This window comes from Candidatus Methylomirabilota bacterium (genome assembly GCA_036002485.1).
Classification (GTDB): Bacteria; Methylomirabilota; Methylomirabilia; order Rokubacteriales; family CSP1-6; genus AR37.
The window spans coordinates 61,876-77,019 of the sequence record DASYTI010000019.1 but is presented as its reverse complement, the minus strand read 5'-3'; the positions used below and the strand labels follow the sequence as shown (position 1 = coordinate 77,019).

The following is a 15,144-nucleotide window of genomic DNA, read 5'->3' as shown; positions in this document are numbered from 1 at the left end:
GCTCACTCTACGCGCGGGCCCGAAAGAAAGTCAAGGTCGTCTCCCCGAAGCGCTTCGTTTTCCACAGCGCGAGGAGGCCCCGGTCGGGCGCGGGCGGCTGCTTGCTCGGATGCTGCGCGACCACCACGGCCCCCGGCGTGAGGCACGCGCCCTCGCCCAGCCGATCGAGCGTACCCGCGGTGTGGAGCGAGTCATAGGGCGGGTCGAGGAAGACGACGGCGAAGCGCGCCCCCTCGGAGGCCAGGGTCGCCAACGCACGCGTGACGTCCGCGCGGATGATACGCGCGCGGTCCTTGAGCCCGAGGCGCGCCACGTTGTCCGAGAGGGCGGCGATGGCCCCGCGGTCCTCCTCGACGAAGACGGCCGACGGCGCCCCCCGCGAGAGTCCCTCGATCCCGATTCCGCCCGCCCCCGCGAAGAGATCGAGGAAAGGCCCCGCCTCCAGATAGGGCATGAGGGTGTCGAGGCAGGCAATGCGCACCTGATCGGCGGTGGGCCTCGTGGTCCGACCCTTGGGCGTGATGAGCCGCTGCCCCTTGAGCTCGCCGGCGAGGACGCGCATCAGCCTATCCCCGCCAGGTCGAGCTTGCCGCGCCAGCGCGCGAGGAGGGCCTCGCGGAGCCGTCGGTGGGCGGGAGCGAGCAGGCTCGGATCGGCCTGGACGACCGCGAAGGCCTCGCGGCGCGCCGTCTCGAGGACGGCGCCGTCGCGCAGGAGATCGGCCACGCGGAACTCCGGCAAGCCCGACTGACGCGTGCCGAAGAACTCCCCCGGCCCGCGGAGCGCGAGGTCGACCTCGGCGATCTTGAACCCGTCATTCGTCTCCGTCATCGCCTCGATGCGTCGCTGGCCGTCCTCGCCCGCCGCCCCGGCCAAGAGGATGCAGAAGCTCTTGAAGGGCCCGCGCCCCACGCGCCCGCGAAGCTGGTGGAGCTGAGAGAGCCCGAAGCGCTCGGCGTGCTCGACGAGCATGACGGAGGCATTGGGCACGTCGATGCCGACCTCGATGACCGTGGTGGCTACGAGAACGTGGAGGGCGCCCTCCTTGAACTCCCGCATGACGCGCTCCTTCTCCAGGAAACCCAGCCGGCCGTGGATCAGTCCCACGCGACGCTCCGGGAACACCTGCCCCTGCAGCCGCTCGGCCACCTCGGTGGCGGCGCGGAGATCCGAGACCTCGGATTCCTCGACGAGCGGGCAGACGACGTAGACCTGCCGGCCCGCCGTCATCTCGTCGCGAAGGAAGGCGTAGATCTTCTGCCGGGCCTTCTCCTCGCGAGCCTCCGTGCGCACCGGCTTGCGCCCGGGCGGCAGCTCGTCGAGCACGGAGACGTCGAGGTCGCCGTAGAGGGTGAGGGCGAGGGTGCGCGGGATCGGCGTGGCCGTCATGACGAGGACGTCGGGACTCTCGGCCTTGCCGCGGAGGGCCGCGCGATGCCCCACCCCGAAGCGGTGCTGCTCGTCGATGACGGCGAGACCCAGCCGCTTGAAGGCCACGCCCCCCTGCACGAGGGCGTGGGTGCCCACGGCGCAGGCGGCCGCGCCGCTCTCCACGGCCTCCACGGCCGCCTGTCGGGCCTTGCCCTTGACCGCGCTGGTGAGCAGGACGACGCGCGCGCCCAGGGGCTCGAGGAGCGCCTGCAGCGTCATCATGTGCTGCTCGGCCAGGATTTCCGTGGGAGCCATGAGGGCCGCCTGGTAGCCGGCTTCGATGGCCGTGACCATGGCCAACGCCGCCACCACGGTCTTGCCCGAGCCGACGTCGCCCTGGAGCAGGCGGTTCATGGGATAGGGCTCGGCCATGTCCATCTTGATCTCGCGCCGGACGCGCTCCTGGGCGGCCGTCAGCGTGTAGGGCAGCCCCGCGAGCAGACGTTGGGCCAGGTCGCCCCGGGGATTCATGGCGAGGCCGCGCCGACGGCCCTCACGGTGCCGGCGAAGGGCGAGGCCGATCTCCAGGAGAAAGAAATCGTCGAAGACGAGTCGGCCGCGGGCCAGGGACTGCGAGGCATCCGTATCCGGGAAATGAGCGCCCCGAATGGCCTGGCCCAGGGGCAGAAGGCCGAGCTTCTCGCGGACGGTCGCCGGCAATGGATCTTCGATCGTATCGGCCCATCCGTCTACGAGACGCTTCATCAAACGACGCAGGGGGCGCTGGGTCAGGCCCTCGGTGGCCGGATAGACGGGGACGAGCCGGCCCGTGTGGAGCGTCTCGTCCTCCTCGTCTTCGACGAGCTCGTAGTCCTTGACCTGCATCTGGAGGGGACCACGGCCATAGGGCTGGACTTTTCCGTGCACGATCAGGTACTGCCCGCGCTTGAAGACTCGCGCCAGGTACGGCTGGTTGAACCAGACGCAGCGGAGGAAGCCGCTGGCGTCGCGGATCATGACGGTCAAGGGCATGCGCGGCCGTCCCCTCGGGGGAGGGCTGATCCCCGCGATGGTACCGGCGCACGTGCGCGCCTCGCCCACCGTGAGACGCCCGAGGGGGAGGATCTGGCTGCGGTCCTCGTGTCGGCTGGGCAGGTGCTGGCCGAGCGCGTCCTCGATGGTGACGAGTCCGAGCTTGGCGAGGAGCTTCGCGCGCTGCGGGCCGACTCCGGGAAGCGCCTCCAGACGCGTGCGGGGCCCGGGCTTGGCCGCGGGCTCAGACGCCGCGCCGAGGGATCGTGGGCCGGTGGGGGTCAAGTCGTTGCTCCGCTCACCCGATCATGCTATAAAAGGGCCTCGCGTCCGGCAAATCAGGCGCAGATCCCCTCAAGGAGTCGGCATGGCTCAGCGTTGCGATGTGTGCGGGAAAGGCCCGTCCGTCGGCCACAAGATCAGTCACGCCCACAATGTCACGAAGCGGCGCTGGCTCGTCAACCTCGTCTCGATGCGGGGCAAGATCGGCGACGCGGGCACCGTCCAGCGCCTGCGCGTCTGCACTCGCTGCCTGAAAGCCGGAAAGGTCGTCAAGGTCGTCTAGAGAACTCGGAGGGGGGCTCCGCCCCCCTTCCGGGGCCTCCCCCCGACCCAGTGCGAGCCGGAGGACGTCGCGGGGCTGGGGCCCCGCCGCCCGAGGCGAGCAATCCGAGAACTGGGCCGGCGAAGCCGGCGCTCGAAATGTGACATTCCTGCTCGTGAGGGCATCGAGATTACTGAGACAGACTCCTGCGTCTAGCCGGGAAACAGGAGCCCGGCGAGGAGCGTTGCCGCCCCCCGCCGGGTGACCTGCTCACAGAGCGTGGAACGCGTCGATGGAAGGCCGCCACCTCCCACCGACCGATCACGCTACTTCTTCTTCTTCTTGGCCGCCTTCTTCTTCTTCGCCATTAGGAAGTCACCCCCTTTCCGCTGCGTTCGTCAACTCAGCCGAACTGCCACGCCTGCGGGATCAACCCAGCCCTCGTCTCGCGGCTTCGCCGCTCAACTCGAACATCGGGCACCGTCTCGACTCGAACGCTCGACGTCGGCTACCGCCGCCGCCCCTTCTTCGTCGCCTTCTTGCGCTTCTTTGCGCTCTTCTTCTTGGCTTTCTTCTTCATAGAAGCGTCACCTCCCTTCCCCGCCTAGAAGCCCATGGCTTCGCGGCGGATATGGGCCGCTTGTTCACGGCCACGCCGCTCATAGTGATAGAGATCGGCATAGAGCTGGGGCAGGCACACCACGGGCACGCCGCTTTTCGTTATGGGCGCGTGGAAGACGCCAGGATCATAGGGCGCGAGCAGGTGCACATTACCCCCGTCATCACCCGGTCTCAGCCCCAGCACCCTCGCCACCGGCTCGGGATCGCCTTCGAGATAGCAGTGGATAGCCGGGAACCGGACGTTGGGCGCGACGAGGGCGGCGCCGGAATGGAGCGTGAAAGCGAAGCGCCGGCCCTCCTCCTGAGCAACGCGGGCGAGCTCGCCCACGAGCTTGCGGGTGATCCGCTCGGGAGAGAAGTAGGTGGAGACCTCGTTGAGGCGGTACGTGTAGGCGTCGACCCATGCGTCGAGGAGGTCGGCGGGCTTGCTGAGCTGGATCCGCTGCTGCTCGCCCCGATCCAGCCAGGCGAGCTCGACGAGGCGCTTGACCACGTTGTGCGCGTGGCCGAGGCTGACCTGCGAGGCCTTGGCGAGCTCATCGAGCCGCCACAGGCGGGCGGGCTCGGCAAGGAGGGCCCGGATCACGCGCGTCGCGCGCGGCGCGAAGAGCGACTTGAGCGGCCGCGTCGAGGGCCGGAGATTGGGCTTGCCTTCCTTCTCGATGAGCACATTGCCAAAGGCCAGATGGCAATTTCCCGAGAGATCGAGATATCCGAGACCGTTCCGTTTCAGGATGCCCGCGCCCTGGGGGCTGATGTATTGCGCCACGGCCACCGGATAGGCCCCGCCCAGTTCGGCGCGCAGCTCCCCCAAACGGGTGATGGTCTCCCGGATCTGGCGGGGCTGACCGAGCGAAGTGATTTCGAGAAGCAGCGTCTGCTCTTCTCCGCCGAATTTGAATTTGATCACGAGATCGGCCCTTTGGCTGCCGACCTTGAAACCGGCATGCTCCTCCCAACCGGTGGCTTTCGGAAGGAGGTCCCGAAGCCACTGGGCCGCTGACCGCACGATACTCTGCGTTTTGTCCATCGTTTCACTTGTTCCATAATTTTCAGCGTACGCTGAAACCATAAGGACAAATGAAAATGCTGTCAAGCAAAAAACTTAGCCGAAGCGGGCGGACAACCGGGGACGGAACGGGGAAATCCAGGCGAAGCAGATCGGCCCGGCGACTACTCGTGGCCTTCGATGTCTTCCATGGTGTCGTCATCGAGACCGAAATAGTGTCCGATCTCGTGGATCACGGTGTCGCGCACGAGCTCGGCCATCTCCTCGGCATCGGCGCAGTCCTCCTCGATCGGCCCTTGATAGATGTGGATCGTGTCCGGCAGGACATTGCCGTAGGAGGTGTCGCGGCGGGTGAGATCGATGCCCCGGTAGAGGCCGTAGAGGGTGTCGGGCGGCTCGATGCCGACCTGCTCCAGGGTCTCCTCGTCCGCCCAGTCCTCCACCACGATGGCCACGTTGCTGATCTTGTCTTTGAACCGGCGGGGCAAGGTACGGAGGGCCCGCTCGACGAGCGTCTCGAACTCCGTGTGCGTCATGGCGGAACGGCGAGGGGCGGCGGACTAGAGCCCGCGGACTCTTTCCACGTTCACGATGTCCTTCACTTCGCGGATGCTCTGCATGATGCCCTGCAGCTGCTGAAGGTCCTCCACCTCGATGACAAAATGGTTGATGCCCTTCCGGTCGTCGGTGACGGTGATCTCCGCCTTGGTGATGTTGCCGTGGCGCGAGGAAATGGCCGCGGTGATCTCGGCGAGGAGGCCGGGACGGTCGCGCCCGATGTAGACGGCGATCTTGACCGGGCGCGTGGCGGGCTCGCCCCCGTCCCACTCCACGGCCACCAGCCGCTCCTTGTCGAGCACGTTCTTGACTACGGTCAGGCAGTCGCGCGCGTGCACCGTCAGTCCTCGGCCCCGTGTGATGAAGCCCACGATGCCGTCGCCCGGCACGGGCGAGCAGCACTTGCCGAAGCGCACGAGCACGTCGTCCACGCCCCGGATGCGAACAGCGCCCTCGGCCTTGCGCGGCGCCTTGGCCGTCCGGTCGGGCGCGGGCTCGTCGTGGACCACGGCGGGCGCGAGCTTGCCCAGGACCTGGTGCACCGAGCTCTTGCCATAGCCCACGGAGGCGAGCAGGTCGTCGGCCGAGGAGAAGCCGAGCTCCACGAGGAGCTTCTTCATCTCCTCCGAGGCCAGGAGCGTGGCGGGGACCAGCCGATACTTCTTGGCCTCCCGGTCGAAGAGCTCGCGGCCGAGCTCGAGAGAGCGGGCGCGCTCCTCGATCTTCAGCCACTGGTTGATCTTGGCCTTGGAGCGGCTCGACTTGACGATCTTGAGCCAGTCGCGGCTCGGGTGCTGGGTGGGCGAGGCGACGATCTCGACGATATCGCCCTGGCGCAGGGTGTAGCGGAGGGGCACCAGCTTGCCGTTGACCTTGGCGCCCACACAATGGTGGCCCACGTCGGTGTGGACGGCGTACGCGAAGTCGAGCGGCGTCGAGCCTTCCGGGAGCGCCTTGACGTCGCCCTTGGGGGTGAAGACGTAGACCTCGTCGGGAAAGAGATCGAGACGGACCGAGTCGAGAAACTCCTGCGAGTCCTTGAGATCGCTCTGCGACTCCACGAGCTGCCGGAGCCACACGAAGGCCTCGTCGAAGCGGTCGCGCTCGCTCTTCTTCTCCTTGTAGAGCCAGTGCGCGGCGATCCCCTCCTCTGCCACCCGGTGCATGTCCCAGGTTCGGATCTGGATCTCGACCGGATCGCCCTTGGGCCCGATGACCGTGGTGTGGAGCGACTGGTACATGTTGACCTTGGGCATGGCGATGAAGTCCTTGAAGCGGCCGGGCACGGGCTTCCAGAGCGAGTGGATCACGCCCAGGGCACCGTAGCAGTCGCGCACGGTCTTGGTGAGCACGCGCACGGCGGTGAGATCGTAGATCTCGTCGAACTCGCGCCCCCCTTCGTGCATCTTCTTCCAGATCGAGTAGAAGTGCTTGGGCCGCCCGGCGATCTTCGACTCGATGTCCACCTCCCCCAGCTTCTCCTGGAGGATGGCGATGAGCTGGTTGATCTCGGCCTCGCGCTCGAGGCGGCGCTTGGCCACCCGGCGCATCAGGTCCTGGTAGTCCTCGGGCTGCATGACCCGGAGGGCCAGGTCCTCCAGCTCGGCCTTGACCTTGGCCATGCCGAGACGGTGGGCCAGGGGCGCGTAGATGTCGAGCGTCTCCTGGGCGATCTTCCGCCCCTTGTCGGGCGGGAGGTAGTCGAGGGTGCGCATGTTGTGGAGACGGTCGGCCAGCTTGATCATGAGCACGCGCAGGTCGTGGGCCATGGCCACGACCATCTTCCGGAAGTTCTCGGCCTGCCGCTCCTCGCGCGACGAGAAGGCGAGCTTGCCGATCTTGGTCACGCCGTCCACGAGGTCGGCGATCTCCCGGCCGAACTCTCGCTCGAGATCGTCCTTGGTCGCCTCGGTGTCTTCGAGCACGTCGTGAAGGAGGCCGGCGGTAACCGTCGTCACGTCCATCTTGAAGTTCACGAGGAGGCCGGCGACTTCCAGGGGGTGCGAGAGGTACGGCTCACCCGAGGCGCGCTGCTGGCCGCGGTGGCTGAGCTCGGAGAAGCGGTAGGCGCGGTTGACCAGATCCAGGTTCGCGCCCGGCTGGTACTTCGGGATCTCCTCTATGAGCGTCTCGAGCTGGGTCAACCCTTACCCTCCGAGGTTGACCTCTGATTTTGCCACTAAAATCAGGAGGTTGCTACGGCTTTTTTCAGGCCTTCGCGGGAACCTTGCCCGCCGTCTTGGTCCGAACCCGACTCCAGGTCTCCCAGTCCATGACCAGCGAGGCCGCCGCGATGGACGAGTAGGTGCCCGTGACCACCCCGACCACGAGAGCGAAGGCGAAATCACGCAGGACCTCGCCCCCGAAGACGAGGAGGACAACGGCGGAGATGAAGGTCGTGAAGGACGTCAGGAGCGTCCGGGACAGGGTCTGGTTCATGGCGGTATTGACCAGCTCGGCGATGGTCTGGCCCTTCCGCAGGCCCTTGGCGCGGTTCTCCCGGATGCGGTCGAAGACGACGATGGTGTCGTTGATGGAGTAGCCCACGATGGTCAGGAGGGCCGCCAGCACAGGCAGGGACATCTCGCGCTGGGTCAGCGAGAGCGCGCCCAGGGTGACGATGACGTCGTGGGCGATGGCCACCACCGAGATGACCCCGTCGCGGAAATGAAAGCGGAAGGCGACATAGATCAGGATGCCCGCCATGCCGGCCAGGACGGCATAGAGGGCCTGCAGCTGGAGGTCTCGGCCCACCTGCGGGCCGACGAACTCGAGGCGCCGGATCTCCACCGATGCGCCCGCGGCCTTGGCCAGGACCGCCTGCACCTGCTTGGCGAGGTCGTCCGGCTTCTCTGCGACGTGCGGCAGTCGGATCAGATATTCCTGAGGATCACCGAATTGCTGGATGATCGCCGTGCCGAGCTTGATCTCGTCGAGGCCGCGTCGAACGAGATCAACGGAGGCTGGCTTGTCGTACCGAACCTGCACGAGCGCGCCCCCCGTGAAGTCGATACCGTAGTTGAGGCCGCCCACGAAGAGGATCCAGATGATGCTCACGAGAATGGACCCGCCGGAGACGGCGTAGAACCAGCGCCGCTTGCCCACGAAGTCGTACTTGGCGTTGACGAAGATCTGCATCATGGCAGGAGCGCCTAGATCGAGATGCTCTCGACCCGCCGGGATCGCATGTACATCAGGTCGAAGACCAGGCGGGTGAAGAACACGGCCGTGAAGAGGCTGGCCAGGAGGCCGATGGCGAGGGTGACCGCGAATCCCTTCACGGGTCCGGTGCCGAACTGGTACAGGATGGCCGCGGAGACGAGCACGGTCACGTGGGTGTCGATGACCGTGCGGAAGGCGCGGGCGAAGCCCGAGTCGATGGCCGCGCGCACCGTCTTGCCGCCGCGCAGCTCCTCCCGGATGCGCTCGAAGATCAGGATATTGGTGTCCACGGCCATGCCGATCGTCAGCACCACACCCGCGATGCCCGGCAGGGTCAGGGTGGCGTGGAAGCCGGCCATAGCCGCGAGCAGGATGAGCAGGTTGAGCCCGAGGGCGACGTCGGCGATGAGCCCGGACACCCGGTAATAGACGAGCATGAACAGCACCACGGCCAGGGCGGCCGCCGCGCTCGAGACGATGCCCTTGCGAATCGAGTCGGCGCCGAGCGACGGTCCCACCGTGCGCTCCTCGAGCACCTGCACGGGCGCGGGCAGGGCGCCCGCCCGCAGCACGATGGCCAGATCGGTCGCGGCCTCCGTGGTGAACCCGCCCGTGATCTGGGCCTGCCCCGAGGGAATCCGCTCGCGGATGACGGGAGCGGAGTAGAGGTTGCCGTCGAGGATGATGGCAAGATGGCGGCCGACATTGTTCGTGGTCAATTCCGCGAAGGCCTTCGCGCCGGCCGCCGTGAACTCGAGCGACACATAGGGCTCGCTCGTGTTCTGGTCGATGGAGACGCGCGCATTGGCGACGTCGGCCCCCGTGAGATGCGCCTTCTTCTCGACCACGAAGGGGGTCTTGCGCTCCTCCTTGGTCTCCTTGTCGACGCGGCGCTGATAGACCAGCTCTGAACCCGGCGGCACCTGCCCCGCCACCGCCTGCTCGACACTGGCACTCTCGTTGACCAGCTTGAACTCGAGCAGCGCGGTCTTGCCGATCAGAGCCTTGGCCCGCTCGGGGTCCTGGACCCCCGGCAGCTGGACGAGGATGCGGTTGTCGCCCTGCTGCTGAATGGAAGGCTCCGCCACCCCGAACTGGTCCACGCGGTTTCGAATGGTCTCGAGACCCTGCTTGATGAACCACTCGCGCTGGGCCGTGACCTCGCGCGGGCGCATGGCGAGCACGACGCGGCCGGCCGTCTGATCGGATTCCTTGATCTCGAGCGCGCCGAACTCCTTGAGCGCGGTCTGGGCTTCCGCCCATTGCGGGGGGGAGGCTAGCTGCACGACGAGCTCCGTGGTGCCCCGCCGCTCGACGGCCTTGAGGGCTATCCCCTTCTTCTCGACCGCGCCGCGGATGCTGTCCCCGACCCGATCGACCTGGGTCTGGAAAGCCTTGTCGATGTCCACGCCGAGCACGAGGTGGATGCCGCCCTGAAGATCGAGGCCGAGGTTGATGGTCTTCTTCGGAGGGTAGAGGTAGAAGATCGACACCACCGCCACCACGGCCACGATGCCGACGCGGAGCCAGAGACGGCGGGTCATCAGGAGCCCGCGGCGCCCTCGCCCGAGGACGGCACGATGCGGCCAATGGCCGTGCGGTCGAACTCGAGGCGCACCTGGTCGGCCACCTTGATGGTGACGCTGTGCTCCGAGAGCTTGACCACGGTGCCGTGCAAGCCGCTCGACATCACCACGCGGTCCCCCGCCTTGACCTTGGTGAGCAGCGACTCGCGCTCGCGCCGCTGCTTCTGCTGGGGGCGGATGAGGAGGAAGTAGAAGATAGCGAAGATGGCCGCGAAGAAGGCGACCTGCACCATGGCCGAGCCGCCGCCCTGCCCGCTGGGCGACTGCGCCGCCGCGAACGCGAGATCCACCATGGACTTCAGGCCTCCGTGACCATCGAGGTGGGGTCCGAACCGCCCAGGGATTCTACCCCATAACGGTCGAGAAACCGAGACCGGAAAGAGGAAAACCGGCCTTCCGTGATCGCGTGACGCGCGCTCGTCAAGAGCCCGTGATAGAAGGTCAGGTTGTGCAAGGAGAGGAGCCGATAGGCCAGGAGCTCTCGCGCCGCGAAGAGGTGTCGGAGATACGCGCGGGAGAACTGCCGACACGCTTCACACGGGCACTCCGCGTCGAGGGGGCCGGGATCACGCGCGTGGCGCGCGTGGCTGATGGTGAGCGGCCCGTTCGCCGTGAAAGCCTGGCCGTTGCGGGCATTGCGCGTCGGGACCACGCAGTCGAACAGGTCGATCCCGCGCGCGACGGCCTCCACCAGGTCCCGCGGCTTGCCCACTCCCATCAAGTAGCGGGGCCGATCCGGCGGGAGAAGGGCGGCCGTCAGCTCCGCCATGTCGTAGAGACGCCCGGTGTCCTCGCCGACCGCGAGGCCGCCGATCGAGTAGCCCGGCAGGTCATAGGCGCAGACCGCCTCGGTGGCCCGCCGCCTCAATACGGGGTAGCTCCCGCCCTGCACGATCCCGAAGAGCGCTCGGCCGCCATCGCCCTTGGCATGGATCGTCACCGATCGAGCGAGCCACCGGAGGGTGAGTCCGAGCGACCGCTCCGTGTCTGTCTCCGTCGCGGGATAGGGCAGGCATTCGTCGAGGGGGTGGAGGATGTCCACGCCCAGCGCGTGCTGGATCTCGACGCAGACCTCTGGCGTGAGGAGGCGCAGCGAGCCATCGATGTGCGAGCGGAACTCCACGCCCTCCTCGCCCAGCCTTCGGAGCTTCGACAGGCTGAAGACCTGGAAGCCCCCGGAGTCCGTGAGCAGAGGCCCCTCCCAGCCCATGAAGCGGTGGAGCCCGCCCAGCTCGCGGATCACCTCGTGCCCGGGGCGCAGGAAGAGATGGTAGGTATTGGCGAGCACGATCTGCCCGCCGGAGGCGCGGACGTCTGCCGGCGAGAGGCCCTTGACCGATCCGACCGTGGCCACGGGCATGAAGGCCGGCGTCTCGACGGCCCCGTGACGCGTGCCGAGCCGTCCGGCCCGCGCGGCGCCGTCCCGCGCCAGCACCTCGAAGGTCACGGGCGCCGTCACAGGATCAGCATCGCGTCGCCGTAGGAATAAAACCTATAGCCCTCAGCCACGGCGTGGGCGTAGGCGGCGAGGATGAGCTCGCGCCCGGCGAACGCCGAGACGAGCAAGAGCAGGCTCGAGCGAGGCAGATGAAAATTCGTGACGAGGGCATCCACGACCCTGAAGCGGTGGCCCGGAAAGACGAACAGGTCCGCCTCGCCGCTCCGCCCCTGGACCACGCCCGTGGCGTCGGACGCCCACTCCAGAGTCCGGGTGGCCGTGGTCCCGATGGCGATGACTCTGCGGCCCTCCGCGCGGGCCCGGTTCACGGCCTCGGCGGTCGCCGCGCGCACCTCGGCGGTCTCGGGCGCGAGACGATGCGCCTCGACGGCGCGCGTACGGATGGGCCGAAACGTGCCGGGTCCTACATGCAGGGTGATGGGGTGAATCTCCACGCCGGCCGCGGCCAGGCGCTCGAGAAGGGCCCGGGTGAAGTGGAGTCCGGCCGTCGGCGCGGCAATCGAGCCCGGGGGGCGCGCGTACACCGTCTGGTAGCGCTCCCAGTCCTCGGGCTTGGGCGCGTCGTGACGCGCGATGTAAGGAGGGAGGGGCGGCAGCCCGTGGCGCTCGAGAAGCTCCTGCACGGGCCAGGGCGCCTCGATCTCGACCACGCGAGCTCCTTCGGGGCGGCGGTCGAGCACGGTGACGCGCGCGGCGCCATGCGCCAGCGAGACCCGCGCGCCCACTCGAAGGCGCCGGCCGGGACGCACCAATGCCTCCCAGCGCATGCCCTCGAGCGCCCGCACCATGAGCAGCTCGACCGCGGTGTCCTCACCCTCCAGGAGGCCCAGGAGCCGTGCCGGGATGACCCGGCTCTCGTTGACCACGAGGCAGTCGCCGGCCCGCAGCCACCGCGGCAGATCCGAGAACCGCGCATCCTCCCAGCGGTGGCGCCCGCGGTCCAGCACGAGGAGCCGGGAAGCATCGCGCGCCTCCGCGGGCTCCTGCGCGATGCGCTCCGGTGGCAGCTCATAGTCAAACAGGGAGAGATCCATCGCCATCGAAGTCTAGCATCCCCTCGCGGACAGGCACGCGGGGGGAGCGGGCTTACCCGATCTTCGATCCTGGCGTGACGTCGAAGTCGGGGCGGAGGAGGATGACCGCGCCATGCTCGTCGTAGGCGCCCAGCACGAGCACCTCGGAGACGAAGGGTCCGATCTGCTTGGGCGGGAAGTTCACCACGGCGACCACGCGCCGTCCTACGAGATCGCCCGGCGCGTAGCGATCCGTGATCTGCGCGCTCGAGCGCTTGACGCCGAGAGGGCCGAAGTCGATGGAGAGCTTGAGGGCCGGATTCTTGGCTTCGGGGAAGGGCTGAGCGTCCGTGATCACCCCGACACGCATGTCCACTCGCTCGAAATCTGCCCACGAGATGGCCATGGAAAGGATGCGGCTACTTGAGTGAGGGACTGGCCGTCAGCGAAGCGAGCGTGGCCCCGGGGTAGTAGTAGAGGGCGATCTGGCGGGCCGCATAGCCCTGCTCGGCCATGGTCTTGGCGCTCCACTGATCGAGGCCGACGCCATGGCCATAGCCGCGCCCGGCGAATCGAGCATAGGCCCGATCCACCGAGACCGCGAACAGCGTGCTTTTCAGCGTATCGTAGCCGACCAGGCGTCGGAGATCGTTGCCGCGCAGGGTGGCGGTGCCGCGCGTGCCGTCGACGGCGATGCGAGAGACCCGCAACGAGGTGCTGCGCTCGACCACGCGGAGGCCCACGATGCTGCCCACCGAGACCCCGCCCCTCCTCAAGGCGGTGGCGAGATCCGCGAGCGGCACGTCTAGGATCCAGGCGTGGTGCGGAGAGGCCGAGGGAAACTCCACCCGCACCGGGGGAAGCGCCGGCATGTTGCTGGCGGCGAACACGGCGCGCGGGTCCTCGGTGTAGCCCCCGCTGTCCGTGTGATAGAAGGCCGGGAAGAGATCACCCTCCCAGAGCAGCACCTGCCCCTCTGTCTCCCGCACGGCCGACCAGGCCGGCGAGGTCTCGAGTACCTGTCCGGCGTACTGCTGATTGGCCGTACTCGACATCAGGTGGTAGGGCTTGGTCCCATTGAGCCGCCGGTGATACGCAGCGTAGGTGCGGGCCACGATGGCCTGGGCCTTGAGCATCTCGAGGGGCCACTTGTCGCCGGCCTCGGCCTTGACGGCGCCGACCAGGTATTCCTCGAGCGGGAGCTGGTTCACCACCATCAGCCCTTCGGGCCCGAGCATCACCTCGAGGACGCCTGGATAGGGCCTTTGCTGGAAGCGAAGGGCATGGCCCCCGGCCGGGGACACACGAAGACCCGTCAGGCGTTGCCCGCGCCACTCCAGCCCGCCGTCCCGTCGGAGCACCCGCAGCCAGGTGATTGGCTCCTCGGCGAGCGCGCGGCCCGCGAGGTCATGGACGAGCATGGGGCCGCCGCCCACCTCGACCGTGGCTAGCCCTTCGGCCAGACCGACGCGGATATCGCCCGATGCCCAGGCCGGCGCCGACAGGGCCAGCGGGAGGGCCAGGCCTAGCGCCGCGAGAAGAGCCACACGAGCAGCGACAGCACGACGGAGAGCAGGATGGAGGTGCCGAGCGGAAAATAGAACCGCCAGCTTCCCCGCTCGATATAGATATCCCCCGGCAATCGTCCGAGCCATGGCACCTTTCCCGCGAAGTTGGAGACGAGAAGCAGAATTCCTCCAAGAAGTACCATCACGAGCCCGACCCCGAGAAGCATTTTCCCCAAGTCGGCCACGGATGAGCGGCTCCTAGATCGGCAGCATGCCCTGCCCGCCCGGAGCCGGCGTGGCGAACCCGAGATGGGCATACGCGGCCGGCGTCGCCTTGCGGCCGGTGGGCGTCCGCACGAGGAAGCCGATCTTGAGGAGGAAGGGCTCCACGACCTCCGCGAGAGTCTCCGCTTCATCATTAATGGTGGCGGCAATGGCCTCGAGCCCGACGGGGCCCCCTCCGTACTGCTCGATGATCGCCTTGAGGAAGCGCGTGTCGAGCCGATCGAGCCCTTCCGAGTCGACTCCCTCGCGGCTGAGGGCATCGACGGCCGCGGCCCCCGACACCACTCCGGTGCCCTTGACCTGGACATAGTCGCGCACCCGTCGCAGGAGACGGTTGGCGATGCGGGGCGTCCCGCGCGATCGCTTGGCGATGGCCCCGGCCCCGTCCGGCTGGAGGGGGGCGCCCAGGATGGAGGCCGAGCGCGTGATGATGGCCTGGAGCTCCTCCAGCGAGTAGAAATCCAGGTGGTGGAAGATGCCGAAGCGCTCGCGGAGCGGCGACGAGAGCATGCCCGGCCGAGTGGTGGCTCCCACGAGCGTGAAGGGCCGAAGGGGGATCCGCATGGTGCGGGCGTTCAGGCCCTTGTCCATGACGAAATTGACGGTGAAGTCCTCCATGGCCGGATAGAGGAGCTCCTCGACGATGCGCGGCAGCCGGTGGATCTCGTCCACGAAGAGGACGTCCCGCTCATTGAGGTTGGTGAGGATGCCCATCAGGTCGCCCCCGCGCTCGAGCGAGGGCCCGGCCGTGGTGACGATCGAAGCGGACATCTCATTGGCGAGGATGGTGGCCAGGGTGGTCTTGCCCAGCCCCGGAGGGCCCGACAGAAGCACATGATCGAGCGGCTCGCCCCGCTGGCCGGCGGCCAGGACGGAGACGCGCAAACTCTCCACGGCCGCCCGCTGGCCGACATACTCGTCGAGCCGCTGGGGCCGGAGCTGCCGCTCGACCTGCGTCTCCTCGGGCAAGGCGACGTGACTCATGACCCTGGCTTC

The 15,144-nt window shown here is 67.8% G+C and carries 15 protein-coding genes; 1 reads left to right on the top strand and 14 read right to left on the bottom strand.

From position 1 onward, the window contains the following. Nucleotides 1–7 precede the first annotated feature (7 nt). Both rsmD and recG read right to left on the bottom strand, forming a co-directional pair. A complete protein-coding gene (gene rsmD / locus VGT00_02355; GenBank protein ID HEV8530241.1) occupies nt 8–562 on the bottom strand; it encodes a 16S rRNA (guanine(966)-N(2))-methyltransferase RsmD in 555 nt (184 codons plus the stop codon). After that, nucleotides 562–2,688, bottom strand: a complete 2,127-nt coding sequence (gene recG, locus VGT00_02350) for an ATP-dependent DNA helicase RecG (protein HEV8530240.1) — start codon at nt 2,686–2,688, stop codon at nt 562–564. Before recG ends, rsmD begins: the two co-directional genes overlap by 1 nt. 82 nt (nt 2,689–2,770) lie before the next feature. Here recG and rpmB point away from each other — a divergent pair, with 82 nt between their 5' ends. Continuing rightward, on the top strand, nt 2,771–2,968 hold the full coding sequence (gene rpmB, locus VGT00_02345; protein ID HEV8530239.1) for a 50S ribosomal protein L28: 198 nt from the start codon (nt 2,771–2,773) through the stop codon (nt 2,966–2,968). A gap of 583 nt (nt 2,969–3,551) precedes the next feature. Here the strand turns inward: rpmB and VGT00_02340 are convergent. The 12 genes from VGT00_02340 to ruvB form a co-directional block, all read right to left on the bottom strand. Beyond that, a complete protein-coding gene (locus VGT00_02340) occupies nt 3,552–4,478 on the bottom strand; it encodes a type IV toxin-antitoxin system AbiEi family antitoxin (protein ID HEV8530238.1) in 927 nt (308 codons plus the stop codon). Nucleotides 4,479–4,741: 263 nt separating this feature from the next. Then, nucleotides 4,742–5,113 (bottom strand): metallopeptidase family protein, encoded by a 372-nt coding sequence (locus VGT00_02335; protein HEV8530237.1) that lies wholly within the window; start codon nt 5,111–5,113, stop codon nt 4,742–4,744. Nucleotides 5,114–5,137: 24 nt separating this feature from the next. Continuing rightward, nucleotides 5,138–7,279 (bottom strand): bifunctional (p)ppGpp synthetase/guanosine-3',5'-bis(diphosphate) 3'-pyrophosphohydrolase, encoded by a 2,142-nt coding sequence (locus tag VGT00_02330; protein HEV8530236.1) that lies wholly within the window; start codon nt 7,277–7,279, stop codon nt 5,138–5,140. A gap of 64 nt (nt 7,280–7,343) precedes the next feature. After that, on the bottom strand, nt 7,344–8,276 hold the full coding sequence (gene secF / locus VGT00_02325; GenBank protein ID HEV8530235.1) for a protein translocase subunit SecF: 933 nt from the start codon (nt 8,274–8,276) through the stop codon (nt 7,344–7,346). A gap of 11 nt (nt 8,277–8,287) precedes the next feature. Further along, entirely contained in the window at nt 8,288–9,841 is a 1,554-nt protein-coding gene (secD, locus tag VGT00_02320; GenBank protein ID HEV8530234.1) for a protein translocase subunit SecD, read from the bottom strand. Then, nucleotides 9,841–10,176, bottom strand: coding sequence for a preprotein translocase subunit YajC (gene yajC, locus VGT00_02315; protein HEV8530233.1), 336 nt, complete (start codon nt 10,174–10,176; stop codon nt 9,841–9,843). The genes secD and yajC overlap by 1 nt, the downstream gene beginning before the upstream one ends. 5 nt (nt 10,177–10,181) lie before the next feature. Next, complete coding sequence (gene tgt / locus VGT00_02310) at nt 10,182–11,342, bottom strand: tRNA guanosine(34) transglycosylase Tgt (GenBank protein ID HEV8530232.1); 1,161 nt, start codon at nt 11,340–11,342, stop codon at nt 10,182–10,184. After that, nucleotides 11,339–12,382, bottom strand: a complete 1,044-nt coding sequence (gene queA / locus VGT00_02305) for a tRNA preQ1(34) S-adenosylmethionine ribosyltransferase-isomerase QueA (protein HEV8530231.1) — start codon at nt 12,380–12,382, stop codon at nt 11,339–11,341. The genes tgt and queA overlap by 4 nt, the downstream gene beginning before the upstream one ends. A gap of 46 nt (nt 12,383–12,428) precedes the next feature. After that, the gene (locus VGT00_02300) at nt 12,429–12,761 is read right to left on the bottom strand and encodes a tRNA-binding protein (GenBank protein HEV8530230.1); all 333 of its coding nucleotides are present in this window, start codon (nt 12,759–12,761) and stop codon (nt 12,429–12,431) included. Nucleotides 12,762–12,774: 13 nt separating this feature from the next. Then, the gene (locus VGT00_02295; GenBank protein ID HEV8530229.1) at nt 12,775–13,902 is read right to left on the bottom strand and encodes a SpoIID/LytB domain-containing protein; all 1,128 of its coding nucleotides are present in this window, start codon (nt 13,900–13,902) and stop codon (nt 12,775–12,777) included. Further along, the gene (locus tag VGT00_02290; GenBank protein HEV8530228.1) at nt 13,881–14,108 is read right to left on the bottom strand and encodes a DUF2905 domain-containing protein; all 228 of its coding nucleotides are present in this window, start codon (nt 14,106–14,108) and stop codon (nt 13,881–13,883) included. Before VGT00_02290 ends, VGT00_02295 begins: the two co-directional genes overlap by 22 nt. 13 nt (nt 14,109–14,121) lie before the next feature. Beyond that, nucleotides 14,122–15,132 carry a Holliday junction branch migration DNA helicase RuvB gene (gene ruvB, locus VGT00_02285; GenBank protein HEV8530227.1) on the bottom strand — a complete coding sequence of 337 codons (1,011 nt, stop codon included), beginning with the start codon at nt 15,130–15,132 and terminating at the stop codon, nt 14,122–14,124. Nucleotides 15,133–15,144 lie beyond the last annotated feature (12 nt).